Raw genomic sequence first — 15,659 nt, 5'->3', positions numbered from 1 at the left:
TATAATACTTGTATACAAGTATACTTGATTAATGAGAAGGTGAATTTATGGTTCTGTCCAGTGAATTCCTATATCCCTCCAAATGGCTTCTTAAAGCCTCTGCTGGGGATCGTGTAACATCCGAGCTTAGAATGCGCATCATTTCTGGCGCAATTGAAAGCGGTACCATACTATCTGAAAATAAATTAGCTGCTGATTTTGCTGTAAGTCGCTCACCTATTCGTGAAGCGTTAAAAATACTGGCCTCCGAAAATATCATCCGACTCGAAAGAATGGGTGCGGTCGTTATTGGTCTATCAGAGAAAGAAATAGAAGAAATTTATGATGTTCGTCTACTTATAGAATCCTTCGTATTTGAACGTCTTATAAAGATGGACACTCATGATTTAGCAAAGGAACTTAGTAAAATACTCGAAATGATGAAAGTCGCAGTCAAATATAGTGATGCCGATGAGTTTTCATATCAAGATGTCTTGTTCCATGAAACGATTATTCGTGCAGTTAATCATTCATACATCCTGATGATCTGGAATAACCTAAAGCCCGTGATGGAAAGTCTCATTCTGTTGTCGATGCGTATGCGCTTCAAAGAAAAGTATGAAGACTTTACACGGATTGTATCAAATCATGAGCTTTATATTGAAGCAATCCAGGCAAAAGATAGAGAACTTATGATTAAGTCTTTACATGAAAACTTTGATGATGTTCAAGGTAAAGTAGAAGACTTATGGATGTCCCAACAACTGCTGTCCAAAGGAGTCGTGCCACAAAATGACTAACTACATGTTAGGTATAGATATCGGAACCACCAGTACGAAAGCCGTTTTATTCAGTGAAAAAGGTGAAGTCATCCAACAAGAAAATATCGGGTACCCGCTTTATACACCAGATATAGCGACAGCTGAACAAAATCCTGAGGAGATTTTTCAAGCAGTCCTACAAGCGACTTCGAATATCATGAAACATCACTCACAAAAAAAACTATCGTTTGTTTCATTTAGCAGTGCCATGCACAGTGTCATTGCCATGGATGAACATGATCAACCACTTACGCCTTGTATCACTTGGGCAGATAATCGCAGTGAAGCGTGGGCACATCAAATAAAAGAGGAGTTGAACGGCCAAGAGGTCTACAGACGAACAGGAACACCCATTCACCCCATGTCACCCTTAACTAAAATAGCTTGGATTGTGAATGACCTTCCTGAAATCGCTATCAAAGTTAAAAAATATATCGGAATTAAAGAATACATTTTCAAAAAATTCTTTGATTTATATGTTGTTGATTATTCCCTGGCTTCAGCCATGGGCATGATGAATCTCGAAAAGCTGGATTGGGATGAAGAAGCCTTAAAAATTGCGGGTATAACCCCTTCTCAACTATCTGAGCTCGTGCCCACAACCAAAATATTTACCGACTGTAATTCAGATTTAGCAAAAAAGATGGGGATCGATCCACAAACACCATTTGTCATTGGGGCCAGCGATGGAGTTCTCTCTAATCTAGGTGTCAATGCGATACGAAAAGGCGAAGTTGCCGTCACTATTGGGACAAGCGGTGCCATTCGAACCATCATAGACAAGCCGCAAACAGATGAAAAGGGAAGAATATTTTGTTATGCCTTAACGGAAAAGCACTGGGTCATTGGCGGACCGGTAAACAATGGCGGGATGGTTCTTCGCTGGATTCGTGACGAGCTTGCCTCATCAGAAGTAGAAACAGCGAAACGACTAGGAATTGATCCATATGATGTGTTAACCAAAATTGCTGAACGCGTAAGGCCCGGGTCTGATGGATTGTTATTCCATCCCTACCTAGCTGGTGAACGTGCACCCTTATGGAATCCAGACGTACGTGGCTCATTCTTCGGTTTAACGATGTCGCATAAGAAAGAACATATGATTCGCGCAGCCTTGGAAGGAGTCATTTACAATTTATACACCGTATTTTTGGCCCTAACCGAATGCATGGATGGTCCCGTGACCCGAATCCAAGCTACAGGAGGCTTTGCAAGGTCAGATGTTTGGCGGCAAATGATGTCTGATATATTCGCATCTGAAGTCGTCGTTCCAGAAAGCTACGAAAGTTCTTGTCTAGGAGCTTGTATTTTAGGCTTGTATGCCGCTGGAAAAATCCAATCATTTGAAGTGGTTTCTGAAATGATTGGCAGTACCAACAAACATGCACCCAAAGAAGAAGCAACCAAGGAATATAGGAAGTTGCTACCGATTTTCATTAACCTATCCAGAGTATTGGAAGAAGATTATACACGGATTGCTCATTACCAAAGAGGCTTAATTAAACACTAAAAGGATAAATACAGGGGGTAATTACAATGCCATTAGTCGTTGTAGGGATTGGAATTTTAGCATTACTCGTTTTAATCATGGGCTTCAAATTAAACACCTTCATTTCCTTAATCATTGTATCGTTCGGTGTAGCCTTAGCCCTTGGAATGCCATTAGAGGAAATTGTCAAAACCATTGAAGCTGGATTGGGCGGAACATTGGGTCACTTAGCGTTAATCTTTGGACTCGGAGCGATGTTAGGGAAGTTGATCGCGGATTCTGGTGGTGCCCAAAGAATTGCCATGACCCTCGTTGACAAATTTGGTGAAAAAAATATTCAATGGGCGGTCGTAGCTGCTTCATTCATTATCGGGATTGCGTTATTTTTTGAAGTAGGATTAGTATTGTTAATTCCAATTGTATTTGCCATTTCAAAAGAATTAAAGGTTTCTATCTTATATCTCGGTATTCCGATGGTCTCTGCTTTATCCGTAACACACGGTTTCTTACCCCCACATCCAGGACCAACCGTTATTGCTGGTGAATATGGCGCGAACCTGGGTGAGGTTTTACTTTATGGCTTCATTATTGCTGTTCCAACCGTCATTTTGGCTGGCCCTGTATTTACGAAGCTTGCCAAAAAACTCGTACCTGCCTCATTTACGAAAACCGGTAATATTGCTTCTTTAGGAGAACAAAAAGTATTTAAGTCTGAGGAAACTCCTGGATTCGGAATCAGTGTATTTACGGCAATGCTTCCTGTCATCTTAATGTCGATTGCTACGATTATTACTTTGCTTCAAAAAACAATGGGGTTTGAAGATAATAGTTTACTGGCCGCGATCCGATTTATTGGTGATGCATCCACTTCCATGTTGATTTCCTTACTGGTTGCCGTTTACACCATGGGGATCGCAAGAAAAATTCCAATCAAAGATGTAATGGCATCTTGTACAACGGCTATTACTCATATTGGGATGATGCTCTTGATCATTGGGGGAGGCGGAGCCTTCAAACAAGTACTGATTAATGGCGGCGTAGGTGACTATGTAGCCGATTTATTCAATGGAACTACATTATCACCAATTCTGCTAGCCTGGATCATCGCTGCAATCTTACGTATTTCCCTGGGTTCTGCAACTGTTGCAGCCTTAACAACCGCTGGTTTAGTGATTCCGATGTTAGGACAATCTGACGTTAATCTTGCTTTAGTCGTGCTTGCCACGGGAGCGGGTAGCTTAATAGCTTCACATGTTAACGATGCCGGGTTCTGGATGTTTAAAGAGTATTTTGGTTTAAGCATGAAAGAAACCTTTGCCACATGGACATTGCTTGAGACCATTATTTCTGTAGCCGGATTAGGATTCATCTTAATACTAAGTTTATTCGTATAAACCATGATTTCAGGGCGGTAGATCCCCCACCTATCTTTCTTAGAATCTCTAAGTCGATAAGTGAGGATCTACCGCCTCTTTACAAACTGGAGTGATATTATACTTTTTCATTTTTGGACGATTGAACTGGTTGCTTCTGTTGTTCCTTTGGCCTCACCATGTCCTGCACCAAATAGGTTCAATACCACCACGCCAATAACAATTAAAGCAATCCCTACCATACTCCCTGTATTGATTTTCTCCTTCCAAATCAATACTGAAATCACCGTTGTAGCAACAGCCCCCACCCCTGACCAAATGGCATACGTCATATTAAGAGGAAGTGTCTTGAGGGTTAGTGAAATAAAGAAGAAAGAGATTACAAACGCGACAATCGTGAATAGAGTCGGATACAGTCTCGTAAAACCTTCTGAAGCTTTAAGCATTGAAGTACCAATAAGCTCACTAGCAATAGAGATTGCCAAGAAAAAATAAGCCATCATTCATTCTCCTTTATATATGTCTTTAATTCTTCTATAATTTTTTGCTTCAATTCTTCATTGGGAAGAGCGAGTCCGAACATTTCGGCAAACCACAAACCGTCTATAGCTAATCGGACAATCGTAGAACGGACCGGGTCCAATTCGTCGTTTTCGATTTTATTTTGGATATTTGCATACTCATCCTGAAGCAGCTTGAGCATTTGAGGGTTCGTAAATTGTGCTGCCGAGAGAGCGGTAAATAGGTCACTTGCGTCCTGATCCCCGGAAAATGACGTATTCATATAAGCACGAGTCCATCTACCTTGGGAATGTGTATCGTTTTCTGCCCTTTCATTAAATTCGGTGATAAAGCTGGTCGATAGCTGTTCAACCATCCCCAGAATCAATTCATCTTTATTCGGAAAATGGTAAAGCAATCCTCCCTTACTTACTCCCGCCTTCTTAGCCACCGCTTCTAACGTTAATTTTTCTACTCCTTCTTCTTGTACAATTATAGAAGCTGCTTTAAGGATTAATTCTCTTTTTAATGTTTTTTTAGTTGTATTCATTCTGATCACCACCCATTTTACTATACCGTCCAGACGGTTTTATTTCAATCAAAAGATACGTTTAAGCTAAATAAAAAGAAGCCTTGGGCGTGTAACATTTCAGCCAAGACTTCTTTAAATAAACAACTACCCAGCCCGGATATTTAGCAAAAGTCCGCATCTGTTGGGTTTTAAGTGCCACCTATAGCTTATCTCTTCAGATACTGTCTCAGCCATTGGAGCGCAGGGCGTTCCGTGCCGTTAGAGTTCAGCAGATGTGTACCATCTTTCCAAGTTTGTCCTTGGATATACCCCCAAAGCGTAACTCCCTTCACTGAGGGGTTTTGCCAAAGGACTGGAAACTTCTCTTTGTATCTGGCAAGTTGGGTGTTATCATCCCCAGTTATATCCAGTTCCGACACATAGATCGGTAACCCGGTCGCCGACAGCTTATTTAGTACAGTATTCATCGTGTTGACTGAGACGTTGTCCATACTGAAATGGTGGCATTGAATGCCAATACCGTCAATCAGGCCTCTACTCTTGAGCTGATTAATAATATTGACATATTGGTCGGCTAAAGAAGGGTCGTTGATAATACCATAATCATTTATATGCAGTTTGGCATTCGGGAAAGCTTGTCTAGCCTGTTGAAACGACCATATGACCCAATCCCATCCGGTCGACCCGTCACCACCAATGGCATTGCGGTAGGACGGCTTCTGATGCAACGGCTCATTCACCACATCTACAAACGCCGCATTCGGATAGCGTTGACCTGCTGCTTTAATCCACTGAGTCACTTCCGCTTTCTGATCAGCAGCCGACAGTCCTTTAACCCATCCTGGCTCCTGGGCACCCCATACCAACGTATGGAACTTGAACGGGAAACCATTGCTACGGGCATAATTGTAGGCGGTATCCGCCTGCGACCAGTTCATGTTGTTACGACTGCCTTCAACCGATTCCCACTTAGTCGAGTTCTCCGGCGTCACTTGATTCCAGTATGTCCCGTAACTAGGAGGGACACTGCCCGCAATGATATTCCCCAGAAATTTGCTTCCATTTGCCAGGCCAGCATCAGCCTGGTTGACCAGAACAGATGATAACAACACACCCGCCAACGCCAAACTGCTCACCAGCTTGCCCACTTTAGTTCTTAACATAAAATCTCCTCCTCACACGTATAGTTTGATAATACTCATCCCTTAATATTTAAGCGCTTATATTTCCAATTATAAGAATGAATAGTCGTTTTCTGCTACATGTGAAAGTATAGAATTAACCCGAAAAATCTTACATCATTGCAGGGCAGCAGGCATTAGTTGTATCGTTAATTGGTCTAACCGTCATGATAAAGTCTCGTCCAGAACGATCATTTATTGATAATACAGTAGAGGTAACACTGACACTGCTTAAGTAAGTTGAATGGATTCTTTTAGCGGATAACAATCTCTATAAGACAGTTTAAAGGGCACCCAGTCGGGTGCCCTCTGTGCGTAACACATGTTTTCACATATGTTGATATAAAACATGCATTACAATTGCGGATAAGGATGGAGGTTTTATTAATGTCCACGATGTTTTTCTTTCGCTTTTTTCTCCTTTAATTCCCTTATCCGTGCCTTCATAGATTCCTTTTGTTGTTTGGAGTAAGTACGTTTCTCCAACTTACGCTTCTCATACTCTAACTTTAAGGCCTCTTGTGCGTTGGAAGAGACTCCCTTTCGCCTTAATTCATACGCTGCCTGCCTTGCTAGCCGCTTTGGATTGATCTTCTTCGTTTCAGACCCCTTTACAGCCACCTCTTGTGACAGCCGACTAACAAGTTCACACATTTCCTCACGGATAAAATGGAGAATTTCTTCGTCTTTAGGCTCTGTACCAAAAATGTACCTGGCTGCCTTCAATTTCCCTTGGTCCTGCTCCTCCACGACTCCAACCCAATACTGTCCATCATGATAAATCGTAAGCTTCATTTGAATCCCCCTCATTTTAAATCGAAACGATGGACATCCCGAGGGGGAAGGTTACTGACATGGCACTCTTGCTAATATAGAGTCGTCCATGCGTCTGGACTACCAACCAGACTGTGTTTTTTCGTCTCAGAAAAAGTATAGTTGCCTTACTGGAAAACAGCAAGTTAATCGCTAATATGTATTAGAGCGAATCTGGATATAGAGTATACTAGATGAGTATAAGTTCGATACACGATGACATGATATATGTAATGGTACTTAAATACAGCGCAGAAGAGGTTGAGAATGAGTCAGAAGCATTTTGCAGATTATCCATTAAGTGAAGAAATTGTGAGGGCTCTGAATAGCTTGGGCTATGAGACGCCAACAGAGATTCAAACGGAGGTTATTCCCGTTGCGCTTGCGAAGAAGGATCTTGTGGCCAAATCGCAAACAGGCAGCGGCAAAACAGCAGCATATGGTATTTCACTTTGTGAGCTAGTAGATTGGAATGAGAATAAGCCCCAAGCTTTAATCCTGACACCAACTCGTGAACTCGCATTACAGGTTACTGAAGACATCACGAATATTGGACGCTTTAAGCGGATCAAAGCAACGCCCCTTTATGGGAAACATCCTTTTCATATACAAAAGGCCGAGCTAAAACAAAGAACACATGTGGCTGTAGGTACGCCCGGACGTGTACTGGATCACATTGAACGAGGCACGCTATCCTTAAATCGAATTGCCTATCTCGTGATTGATGAAGCTGATGAGATGCTGAATATGGGCTTTATCGAGCAGGTTCAGTCGATTATTCAGGCGTTGCCTAGTGACCGGGTTACGATGTTGTTTTCCGCTACTTATCCCGAAGATGTAGCCAAACTATCACGTAAATATATGAACGATCCTGCGGAAATTGAGATTAAGGCGACGGGTGTAACCACAGCCACGATTGATCACTCTCTTATTCAGGTGCGAGAGGCAGACAAGCTGGCTCTGCTACAGGATCTGCTCATTGTTGAGAACCCTGACAGCTGCATCATTTTCTGCCGTACGCAAGAGCATGTAGATACACTATTCAGAGCATTGGCTGACCTCGAATATCCATGTGATCGCATTCATGGCGGCATGGAGCAGGATGAGCGATTTGAGGTAATGAACGCATTCAGAAGGGGACAATTTCGTTACTTGGTCGCAACGGATGTAGCCGCCAGAGGGATTGATATCACAAATATCACCCATGTCATCAACTACGATATTCCCCTTGAAAAGGAAAGCTATGTTCATCGTACAGGCCGTACAGGACGTGCTGGCAAAACGGGGAAAGCCATTACTCTAATCACTCCTAAAGACAGCAACCGATTAGCTGATATTGAAGCATATATTGGATTTGCAATTCCGCAAGTAAAAGCCCCCTCAAAAGAGGCTGTAGATCTCCGCAGAGAAGATTTCGAGCGGAATCTACATGTAAAAACTGTCCTCAAAAACGACAAGCGCGAGCAATTAAACCAACAGATTATGAAGCTCAATTTTAACGGCGGTAAGAAGAAAAAACTTAGAGCTGTCGATTTTGTGGGTACCATCGCTAAGCTTGACGGGGTAACGGCAGATGATATCGGGATCATTACGATTCTGGATAATGTGACAGATGTTGAGATTCTGAATGGCAAGGGCCCACTGGTGCTTGAAATTATGAAGAATACGACCGTAAAGGGCAAGCTGTTAAAGGTACGCAAAGGGCATAAGTAGAAGGTACGCTGCATAAAAAGAGTGAGGCCATCCCGTCCAGAACAGCCGAAGGTTTTTGTAAGCTATACAGGCGGGATGGCCGAGTTCATCTCTTGCTCCTCTAATTCATCTTTCCATTTAGCGATATTATAAATGACTTTGAATTTCTCTTTTAACTGAGTAACACCTTCAACTGGCACATAGCTGTCCAATTGTAGATGGAAGTCTGAAATATCTTTTTTATGGTTATACATCTCTTCTAGAATATCAATGATTGTGGAAAGTCTAGATTTAAACGATAACTTATAATCATCTTCGTCCTCGAGTATACATAGATTTTCTACCCCTCTAAAAAAGGAGTTCTCTTCAAAATATAGCTTGTTACAGATCATATGGGCCTGCATCAATGGTTCGCATATTTGCCAATCTGCTTGCTGCATGGCGGTTTTGAGTGATATATGTGCTCCACTAATGTAATAATAATCTCGATAAAAACACATTGAACAAGAGGCCTTCATTATTTTAATTTTAGAATCTACAGCAGGATACCCTAATACAAATCCTTCAGCTAACAATTTCTTGGAAAAGTAATCTAACGATTTTACGAATAATTGGTATCCAAGCTCCTTACCTTCCTCATCATCTTTATGACAGCAATAATGAATAATATCTTCATTCACTTGTATATTTTCATATCGATATCCCATTCCAGCCTTTAAACGATCAATATGAATTTCGACTCCTGCAAAGAGGTCATTCAAACTTGTTATTCTGGAATGATTGCCTTTCAAATTTATGTTTAAGTCAGCAGTACATTCTCTATAAAGTATGCAGGTGTCTTTGATATTCAGGTTAACGTCTTGTCTATTCATAAAATTAGCAATTCTCTTGAGATGCAAGTAATCCATTCCTATAAAAATTATGTTCTCATATTCAATAGCCCCAGCATCAGATTGATTAAAATGAACAGCAATACAAACGTCCTCATCGTGTGCTATCAATGTCTCAATACTCTCAATCATCCTATTCCGTAGTGCAGCTTGTCGAGGAAATGGCATGGTTAATCCAATGTATTTTGATTCCAGGTTAGGCAGCAGCTTCATTTGATCATGAAGGTAAAGCATCACACGATCAAAATTATATTTCTTAGCACTTTCATTCATTAGAAACCGTAGACCTCCTTCTTATCAATTCTTAATTTCATTTTACCATCCCCCCACTTCCACAATATACCTTTAACTCTATAAAACTAACTACGTGGGTGATAATTGTTCTGCTTTATCGTATTCTCTTAAAGAGTCGCTAGAACACTTAAAAAAATTTTAGACAAGGTGTCCCTTTTGGTCATCTTCGTTTGTTATACAGATATAGTTTGCTTTTTGATCAGAGGGGGTGCCTAAATCCTTGAATGAGGACATCGAATACAGAATCAAACGAGTTCAAGCCGGCGAAATCCAGGATTACGCCTACATTGTAAAGGAGTATCAGCGTCAGATTTTTGTGTACTGCTGGAGGCTATTAGGAAGTGAGCAGGAGGCAGAAGAGGCTGTGCAGGATATTTTCGTCAATGCTTTTGAGAAAATCAGCAGGTACAAGCCGACAGTGGGCTTTTCCTCATGGCTGTATAAAATGGCCTATCATCACTGCCTGAACCTGATTCGCAGGAAGAATCTACAGCGCAAATTTAAACTTACCCTGTTCACCTCAGCTGACATGACTTCAGACAGTGCAGCGCAGGTTATGGAACGTCAGCTTTTCAGTGAACCGCTGAGCCGAGCGTTGAAGCAACTGAACGCGGAGGAGCGTAACCTGCTGGTGCTGCGCATTTTTGAAGAAAAAACGTTTGGAGAAATCGGGGAAATCATGAACAAAAGCGAGGACGCTATCAAGAAAAAATACGGCAGGACAAAAACAAAGCTCAAAAAAATAATGGAGCCCCTAAAGGAGGACCACAAATGCGTGAGTTACAAGACAGAATTCAAAAACAAAGCCTGAAATACACCGATCTGCAAGACAGGGGATTAAAAAACATGGACAAGCTAACCGAGCCAGAGAACGCTTTGAAAATTCAGGCTTTTGACGTCTCTGACAAAGTGATGGAACAGGTCTACCAAAAGGCGATGCCCAAAAAAGGAAATATCGGAAAAATCCATTTTCAGCCTCGCTTGACTGTCCCCATCATGATTTTGCTTTTTGTAGTAGGGGCCTCTGTGACCGGATACGCAGCTTCACAATATCTTGAGTTCCGCAACAGTAAGGGCGCCGTTGTATTAAATACCGCCAAAACACCTACCGAAACGGACGCCTCCAAAACGTATACCTCCACCTACGAACGGTGGAACGAAGAGGTGAAGCGCCGTTTGCAACCAGGAGAATATGCTGCTTATTACGTCAAAGACGATTCCATGAATCAAAACAACCTATCTAATCCGGTCCTGTTTGCGTACAAACCGGCTGAACTTTCAAGTTTCAACAGCTTACAAGATGAAATCAAGCGGACTGAGGCTCCTTTATTCAACAACCCTACTCACCTACCGGATGGCTATCAGTTTGAATTTGGATACGTCTATCCAGTCGCTGCATATCCTGGAATGATGGATAAAAAGGAATATCGCGCTTTAACCGATCAACTGATGCAACAGGCCAAAGCTGCACCGGAGGGTGAAAATCTGTTTATTCAAAAGCTAAGCTGGGACAAGTCAGACTCCTCCTTTGCCCGGTATGCGAGAGGAAACGACTATGTAAACATTACCGTCACCAAATACACTCCTGAAGTCACGAAGACGACCATCATGCAAAATGAACAGGATTCGGCTGAGCAAGTGACAATCAAAGGAACCAAGGTCTATTACATCAGGGCAAGTGAAGCAAGCAAGCCCTTGGAAGCAGGAAAAAACCGACTGGGATGGCTCGATGAAAAAAGACATTTACACTACAACATATCCGATAACCAAGACAGCCCGCTGACCAAAGAAGATTTGGTTAAAATAGCCGAAGATTTGCTTAATGGTTCACCACAATAGCTGCAACGGTAAGATTTAAAAAGAGACTGCCCTTCGCCAAGGGTAGTCTCTTTTTAAAGAATAGTCCCTATACCTTTCCTCACAAACCACTACCGCATACACCATAATCAACGCTTTACCACGGAAGCTGATCATCCATGTAATAGAATCCGCCTGTTGGACCATCCTCTGGCAGGGTCGCCAGTCGGACCGCCGTTTTTGCTCCATCCTCCACCGACAGTTCCGCCTTTTCCCCACCCATCTGCGTTTTGACCAAGCCGGGGTGTACGGAGTTAACCTTCAGATGCGTCCCACTGTTTTTTTGCGCCCAGTAGGCCGTCAGCATATTCAAAGCAGCTTTAGATGCGGCATAAGCCGGGGTAGCAAGCCGCTGCACCCGTTCATTGGAAAGTTGGAACTGAATCGAGCCTATAGCGCTGCTTTGGTTGACGATTCTGCCTGCTTCGCTCTTTAACAGTAATGGCAACAGTGCTTCTGTAATCAAATAGGGTGCGAATGTGTTCACCTCAAAAGTATCTCTGAAAGCATCCCCGTCATAACCCGCTTTTTCTGCCAAAATGCCTGCATTGTTGACCAAAATGTCCAGCCGACCGTAAGTCTTCTCAATGAATTGCGCCAATTCCGCGATATGTGCAGAATTCGTAACCTCCAGCTTCACGCCGACTGCCTGAATGCCATCTTGCAATAGCCCGGCCGCTGCTTCATCTGCTGCTGTTTTTGTGCGCGCAGCAACCAATACCGTTATCCCTTGCCGCCCCAATTGTCTGGCAATCTCCAGTCCGATTCCTTTGCTTGCTCCGGTAATTAACGCGATTTTGTTTGTCATGATTTATTTCCTCCTCATTTTTATAAAATTGAGAATGATCGTTCTAATAACACGAAAAAAATTTGTTTTCGTGTATCGTCTATGTCTCTAAAATACGTAGATTTAACTCGGCTATCCGTTGCAGCTTTTCTTTCGGAACGGAAGTCCGCACCATCACCCTCAGTCCCGCTAAGGCATTTTGCAGATACTCAGCCAATTCCTTCGCTTCGTACTGCTGTGTGAATTCGCCGTTTTGCTGTCCCCACGTTACGATTTCTGCAAGCAGCTCCTCCGATTTTGCAAAGGCCTTCGTCGCTATCGCATCAATCTCCTCATCCCGAGCTGCTAATTCGACAGCCGAATTCACGAACATGCAACCGGGCGGTACGTCCTCTTCACCATTAATGATAAAGTCGAAAATGAACTGAAGTGCCTGCTTAGCCGTCTGGGATTGCTTGATCCCTGCCGACCATCTACCACTAACTCGCTCTCCGAATCGGTCCATCACTTTAAGAAACAGGGTGTGCTTGTCGGTAAAAGTATCATAGATACTTCTTCGATGGATCCCCATGTGCTCGACAAGATCATTCATCGAGGTTTTCTCATACCCCTGCTCCCAGAACAGCTTCATAGCTTTTTCCAGAACAACGTTTTCCTCAAATTCTTTGCTCCTGGCCATCGTAGCTACCCCCTGACCACTTAGAATAGGTTTGGATTAATTTGCATGACCTTTTGGAAACGATCGTTCTACATTGGTCGCTGATATGTCTTTCTTCTCTGTCTGGCTTTATCCTAACATATCGGGAACGATCGGTAAAGAATTACTTTTCCCCCTTTATAGCCCGCTCCATGATTACTGTAATCACTATAGCAAATACCAATAAACACAGAAGGATTACAAAGTTTTGCACTCGTAAGCAAGCATTTTAGCGGTGGGAGCTTCCCACCGCTTCACGTTGTTGCTTATGCGACTTGAATACGTATCGTAAGATTACTTTGTATTTTATAAATATTTGGATGATCGAGTTACTAGCCATGTAAAATTAACGATGCAGCGGTTCTTTTTCGCCCAGACCCAGCACCTCTGTAGTGGTATTGTGGATCTGTTGGTAAAGCTCTGGGCTTTCCGCTAACGACAATCCATAAGAAGGAATCATCTCTTTTATTTTTGGTTTCCATTTTTCCATATGTTGTGGGAAGCATTTCTCTAATACCTCCAGCATAACGTGGACAGCAGTAGAAGCCCCCGGAGAAGCACCGAGCAATGCAGCCACCGAGCCGTCAGCGGAACTAACCACTTCCGTACCAAATTGAAGGGTTCCTTTACCGCCCTCTGTATCTTTGATCACCTGCACACGCTGACCTGCTACCACGATATCCCAGTCCTCAATTTTGGCGTTGGGAATAAACTCGCGTAATTCCTCCAGGCGCTTTTCATTCGATAACATCACTTGCTGAATCAGGTATTTGGTCAATGCCATCTCTTTTGCCCCTGCCGCCAACATCGTGATGAGGTTATTGGGTTTTACGGAACCAATCAGGTCCAGATTTGAACCCGTTTTCAGGAACTTTGGTGAGAAGCCGGCAAACGGTCCAAACAGCAGCGCTTTTTGGTTACCGATGTATCTAGTATCCAGATGCGGGACAGACATAGGTGGAGCACCGACCTTCGCTTTACCGTATACTTTTGCATGATGCTGGGCGACCACTTTAGAATTGTTACATACCATAAATAGTCCACTTACCGGGAATCCCCCGATATATTTGGACTCAGGAATGCCAGTTCTTTGGAGTAAAGGTAGACTTCCGCCCCCACCACCGATAAAAACGAATTTGGCAGTATGATATTCGATTTTTCCGTTATCCAGATTATGCACTTTGACTTTCCACGAGCCATCACTCGCACGTTTAATATCCTTTACACTATGCTTGTATTTAATCTCGACGTTTTTGCTTTTTAAATGGTCAAACAACATGCGTGTTAAAGCACCAAAGTTGACATCTGTTCCAGAGTCGATTTTGGTTGCCGCAATCGGTTCATTCAATGTACGACCTTCCATAATTAGCGGAATCCATTCCTTCAGCTTTTCAGGGTCATCGGAAAATTCCATGCCTTGAAATAGCGAAACACTTGAAAGCGCTTTAAAGCGCTTTTTTAAAAAAGATACGTTTTTTTCACCCATTACTAAACTCATATGGGGTATGGGCCTGATAAAGTCCTGTGGATTACGAATCAAATTACTGTTGACAAGAAAAGACCAAAACTGTCTTGAGAGCTGAAACTGTTCGTTGATATTAACCGCTTTACGAATATCTACAGATCCGTCCGCTTTTTCGGATGTGTAGTTCAGCTCGCACAGTGCAGCATGACCCGTGCCTGCATTATTCCATTCGTTAGAGCTTTCTTCTCCTGCACTTGCCAGTTTCTCAAACACTTTAATTTCCCATTCCGGTGCTAACTCTTTCAGCAATGATCCCAAAGTCGCGCTCATGACTCCGGCACCAATTAAGATAACGTCTGTATTTTTCTGAATACTATTCATAAAAACCTTCCTTATCTCTTATATTTGCAAAAAAGAGCAGGCCCTCCTGCTTAACTGACTCAAGAAGCAAGGCTCCACTCAGGAACATACCTTTTCTATCTCCATTATAACTTAAATATAATCATTTAAAAATTATATCTACTTTTATCTGATAATTATAAATCATTTCTGCTAAAAAGTGAGAATTTTCTTGCGAAAATAAAAATTGAACTCAGCTTTTTATAAGAAACATAGCTGATTTTGTTACTCTCGTGGAATACAGCTTCCCAATAATTAAATCAACAGTTTATGTATATGAATAACCAGGAATTGTTATGTAGGATTTCAAGAATTAATGCGCGATCCATCTTGGGACTGTACGCAAACTGTACAATGCATAGAAATCAAGTAAAATAAGGGACATAAGGCGAAGATCCCCCATGACCTGGGCTATTGTTGGAATATTTTCTTTTGTCAGGGAAGAACGGTTTTCGGACTGAAATGCTGAAGAAGCAGAATCTGTAATGATTCTGTAAACCTTGTAGGAATGGGGACTAGAGTGCTATGAGGAAAATAGTAGTTAGTGGGAATACGTACTTGTGGAGTTATAAAACAGTCAGAGATATTTACTGTAGATCCAAGTTGACTATTATTTCTGAAAATAAAGATATAAAATTTATAATTCAGTTTACTACTAAAGATACAATTGTCACTGGTAGCCCTTTGAATGAGGGATTACGTGTGATGAAAGAGGGTAAACAATATTCTATTAATCTGAACCAACCTAAGTATGTTGCTGAAGTGTTGCAGTATATACTTGATATGGAGTTAGATGTGACAGTGAAGAAAGTGCATGAGCTAAATGGTAATGAATTGTTGGTTAGTATGGGGTATCAGGATGTGACTGGACTTTTGATATGAACTAAGC

General features: G+C 42.2%; 15 protein-coding genes and 1 pseudogene. 8 read left to right on the top strand and 8 right to left on the bottom strand.

All coding sequences use genetic code 11. From position 1 onward, the window contains the following. Positions 1-47 precede the first annotated feature (47 nt). The 3 genes from ACXHJ1_RS07220 to ACXHJ1_RS07210 are packed head-to-tail and all read left to right on the top strand — an operon-like array spanning position 48 to position 3,683. Complete coding sequence (locus ACXHJ1_RS07220; protein WP_457905843.1) at positions 48-779, top strand: GntR family transcriptional regulator; 732 nt, start codon at positions 48-50, stop codon at positions 777-779. After that, positions 772-2,310: a gluconokinase gene (gene gntK, locus ACXHJ1_RS07215; protein WP_457905842.1), complete on the top strand. Its 1,539-nt coding sequence runs from the start codon at positions 772-774 to the stop codon at positions 2,308-2,310. Before ACXHJ1_RS07220 ends, gntK begins: the two co-directional genes overlap by 8 nt. Positions 2,311-2,336: 26 nt before the next feature. Then, the gene (locus tag ACXHJ1_RS07210; RefSeq protein ID WP_457905841.1) at positions 2,337-3,683 is read left to right on the top strand and encodes a GntP family permease; all 1,347 of its coding nucleotides are present in this window, start codon (positions 2,337-2,339) and stop codon (positions 3,681-3,683) included. A 107-nt stretch (positions 3,684-3,790) separates the two neighbouring features. Here the strand turns inward: ACXHJ1_RS07210 and ACXHJ1_RS07205 are convergent, their stop codons facing one another. The 3 genes from ACXHJ1_RS07205 to ACXHJ1_RS07195 all read right to left on the bottom strand — a co-directional run bounded on the left by ACXHJ1_RS07205 (position 3,791) and on the right by ACXHJ1_RS07195 (position 5,858). Further along, positions 3,791-4,162: a DMT family transporter gene (locus ACXHJ1_RS07205; RefSeq protein ID WP_017426039.1), complete on the bottom strand. Its 372-nt coding sequence runs from the start codon at positions 4,160-4,162 to the stop codon at positions 3,791-3,793. Beyond that, positions 4,162-4,713, bottom strand: a complete 552-nt coding sequence (locus ACXHJ1_RS07200) for a TetR/AcrR family transcriptional regulator (RefSeq protein WP_016324912.1) — start codon at positions 4,711-4,713, stop codon at positions 4,162-4,164. Before ACXHJ1_RS07200 ends, ACXHJ1_RS07205 begins: the two co-directional genes overlap by 1 nt. A 188-nt stretch (positions 4,714-4,901) precedes the next feature. Then, entirely contained in the window at positions 4,902-5,858 is a 957-nt protein-coding gene (locus ACXHJ1_RS07195; protein ID WP_013373834.1) for an endo-1,4-beta-xylanase, read from the bottom strand. 149 nt (positions 5,859-6,007) lie between these two features. Between ACXHJ1_RS07195 and ACXHJ1_RS07190 the strand changes: the two are divergent. Further along, positions 6,008-6,115, top strand: a pseudogene (locus ACXHJ1_RS07190) (TetR/AcrR family transcriptional regulator); the annotation flags it as partial. A gap of 145 nt (positions 6,116-6,260) precedes the next feature. Here ACXHJ1_RS07190 and ACXHJ1_RS07185 read toward each other — a convergent pair. Further along, on the bottom strand, positions 6,261-6,671 hold the full coding sequence (locus ACXHJ1_RS07185) for a YjdF family protein (protein ID WP_016822512.1): 411 nt from the start codon (positions 6,669-6,671) through the stop codon (positions 6,261-6,263). 285 nt (positions 6,672-6,956) lie between these two features. On the opposite strand from ACXHJ1_RS07185, the gene ACXHJ1_RS07180 reads away from it, so the two are divergent. Then, positions 6,957-8,402, top strand: coding sequence for a DEAD/DEAH box helicase (locus tag ACXHJ1_RS07180; protein WP_457905840.1), 1,446 nt, complete (start codon positions 6,957-6,959; stop codon positions 8,400-8,402). A gap of 62 nt (positions 8,403-8,464) precedes the next feature. Here the strand turns inward: ACXHJ1_RS07180 and ACXHJ1_RS07175 are convergent, their stop codons facing one another. Then, entirely contained in the window at positions 8,465-9,544 is a 1,080-nt protein-coding gene (locus tag ACXHJ1_RS07175; RefSeq protein WP_243208174.1) for an elongation factor G, read from the bottom strand. 241 nt (positions 9,545-9,785) lie between these two features. Between ACXHJ1_RS07175 and ACXHJ1_RS07170 the strand changes: the two genes are divergently transcribed. Both ACXHJ1_RS07170 and ACXHJ1_RS07165 read left to right on the top strand, forming a co-directional pair. After that, on the top strand, positions 9,786-10,376 hold the full coding sequence (locus ACXHJ1_RS07170; protein ID WP_107733660.1) for an RNA polymerase sigma factor: 591 nt from the start codon (positions 9,786-9,788) through the stop codon (positions 10,374-10,376). Further along, positions 10,337-11,404 carry a DUF4367 domain-containing protein gene (locus ACXHJ1_RS07165; protein WP_457905839.1) on the top strand — a complete coding sequence of 356 codons (1,068 nt, stop codon included), beginning with the start codon at positions 10,337-10,339 and terminating at the stop codon, positions 11,402-11,404. Before ACXHJ1_RS07170 ends, ACXHJ1_RS07165 begins: the two co-directional genes overlap by 40 nt. A 115-nt stretch (positions 11,405-11,519) precedes the next feature. Here ACXHJ1_RS07165 and ACXHJ1_RS07160 read toward each other — a convergent pair whose 3' ends face one another. The 3 genes from ACXHJ1_RS07160 to ACXHJ1_RS07150 form a co-directional block, all read right to left on the bottom strand. Then, on the bottom strand, positions 11,520-12,230 hold the full coding sequence (locus ACXHJ1_RS07160; RefSeq protein WP_016822505.1) for an SDR family oxidoreductase: 711 nt from the start codon (positions 12,228-12,230) through the stop codon (positions 11,520-11,522). A 79-nt stretch (positions 12,231-12,309) separates the two neighbouring features. After that, positions 12,310-12,888, bottom strand: coding sequence for a TetR/AcrR family transcriptional regulator (locus tag ACXHJ1_RS07155; protein ID WP_016822504.1), 579 nt, complete (start codon positions 12,886-12,888; stop codon positions 12,310-12,312). Between the two features lie 364 nt (positions 12,889-13,252). After that, positions 13,253-14,752, bottom strand: a complete 1,500-nt coding sequence (locus ACXHJ1_RS07150) for a malate:quinone oxidoreductase (protein ID WP_457905838.1) — start codon at positions 14,750-14,752, stop codon at positions 13,253-13,255. Between the two features lie 543 nt (positions 14,753-15,295). On the opposite strand from ACXHJ1_RS07150, the gene ACXHJ1_RS07145 reads away from it, so the two are divergent. Beyond that, complete coding sequence (locus ACXHJ1_RS07145; protein WP_016822501.1) at positions 15,296-15,652, top strand: hypothetical protein; 357 nt, start codon at positions 15,296-15,298, stop codon at positions 15,650-15,652. The last annotated feature ends 7 nt before the right edge of the window (positions 15,653-15,659 follow it).

The sequence above is a fragment of the Paenibacillus sp. ALE2 genome (genome assembly GCF_054113385.1).
The sequence above is the reverse complement of the archived record's forward strand: the minus strand, read 5'-3'. Positions and strand labels throughout refer to the sequence as shown.

Excerpts from the sequence above, each read along its gene's own strand:
- ACXHJ1_RS07185 (WP_016822512.1), bottom strand. The coding sequence starts at position 6,671 with ATGAAGCTTACGATTTATCATGATGGACAGTATTGGGTTGGAGTCGTG.
- ACXHJ1_RS07200 (WP_016324912.1), bottom strand. The coding sequence starts at position 4,713 with ATGAATACAACTAAAAAAACATTAAAAAGAGAATTAATCCTTAAAGCA.
- ACXHJ1_RS07160 (WP_016822505.1), bottom strand. The coding sequence starts at position 12,230 with ATGACAAACAAAATCGCGTTAATTACCGGAGCAAGCAAAGGAATCGGA.
- ACXHJ1_RS07155 (WP_016822504.1), bottom strand. The coding sequence starts at position 12,888 with ATGGCCAGGAGCAAAGAATTTGAGGAAAACGTTGTTCTGGAAAAAGCT.
- ACXHJ1_RS07165 (WP_457905839.1), top strand. The coding sequence starts at position 10,337 with ATGCGTGAGTTACAAGACAGAATTCAAAAACAAAGCCTGAAATACACC.
- ACXHJ1_RS07210 (WP_457905841.1), top strand. The coding sequence starts at position 2,337 with ATGCCATTAGTCGTTGTAGGGATTGGAATTTTAGCATTACTCGTTTTA.
- ACXHJ1_RS07205 (WP_017426039.1), bottom strand. The coding sequence starts at position 4,162 with ATGGCTTATTTTTTCTTGGCAATCTCTATTGCTAGTGAGCTTATTGGT.
- ACXHJ1_RS07145 (WP_016822501.1), top strand. The coding sequence starts at position 15,296 with ATGAGGAAAATAGTAGTTAGTGGGAATACGTACTTGTGGAGTTATAAA.
- ACXHJ1_RS07195 (WP_013373834.1), bottom strand. The coding sequence starts at position 5,858 with ATGTTAAGAACTAAAGTGGGCAAGCTGGTGAGCAGTTTGGCGTTGGCG.
- ACXHJ1_RS07150 (WP_457905838.1), bottom strand. The coding sequence starts at position 14,752 with ATGAATAGTATTCAGAAAAATACAGACGTTATCTTAATTGGTGCCGGA.
- ACXHJ1_RS07180 (WP_457905840.1), top strand. The coding sequence starts at position 6,957 with ATGAGTCAGAAGCATTTTGCAGATTATCCATTAAGTGAAGAAATTGTG.
- ACXHJ1_RS07220 (WP_457905843.1), top strand. The coding sequence starts at position 48 with ATGGTTCTGTCCAGTGAATTCCTATATCCCTCCAAATGGCTTCTTAAA.
- gntK (WP_457905842.1), top strand. The coding sequence starts at position 772 with ATGACTAACTACATGTTAGGTATAGATATCGGAACCACCAGTACGAAA.
- ACXHJ1_RS07175 (WP_243208174.1), bottom strand. The coding sequence starts at position 9,544 with ATGAATGAAAGTGCTAAGAAATATAATTTTGATCGTGTGATGCTTTAC.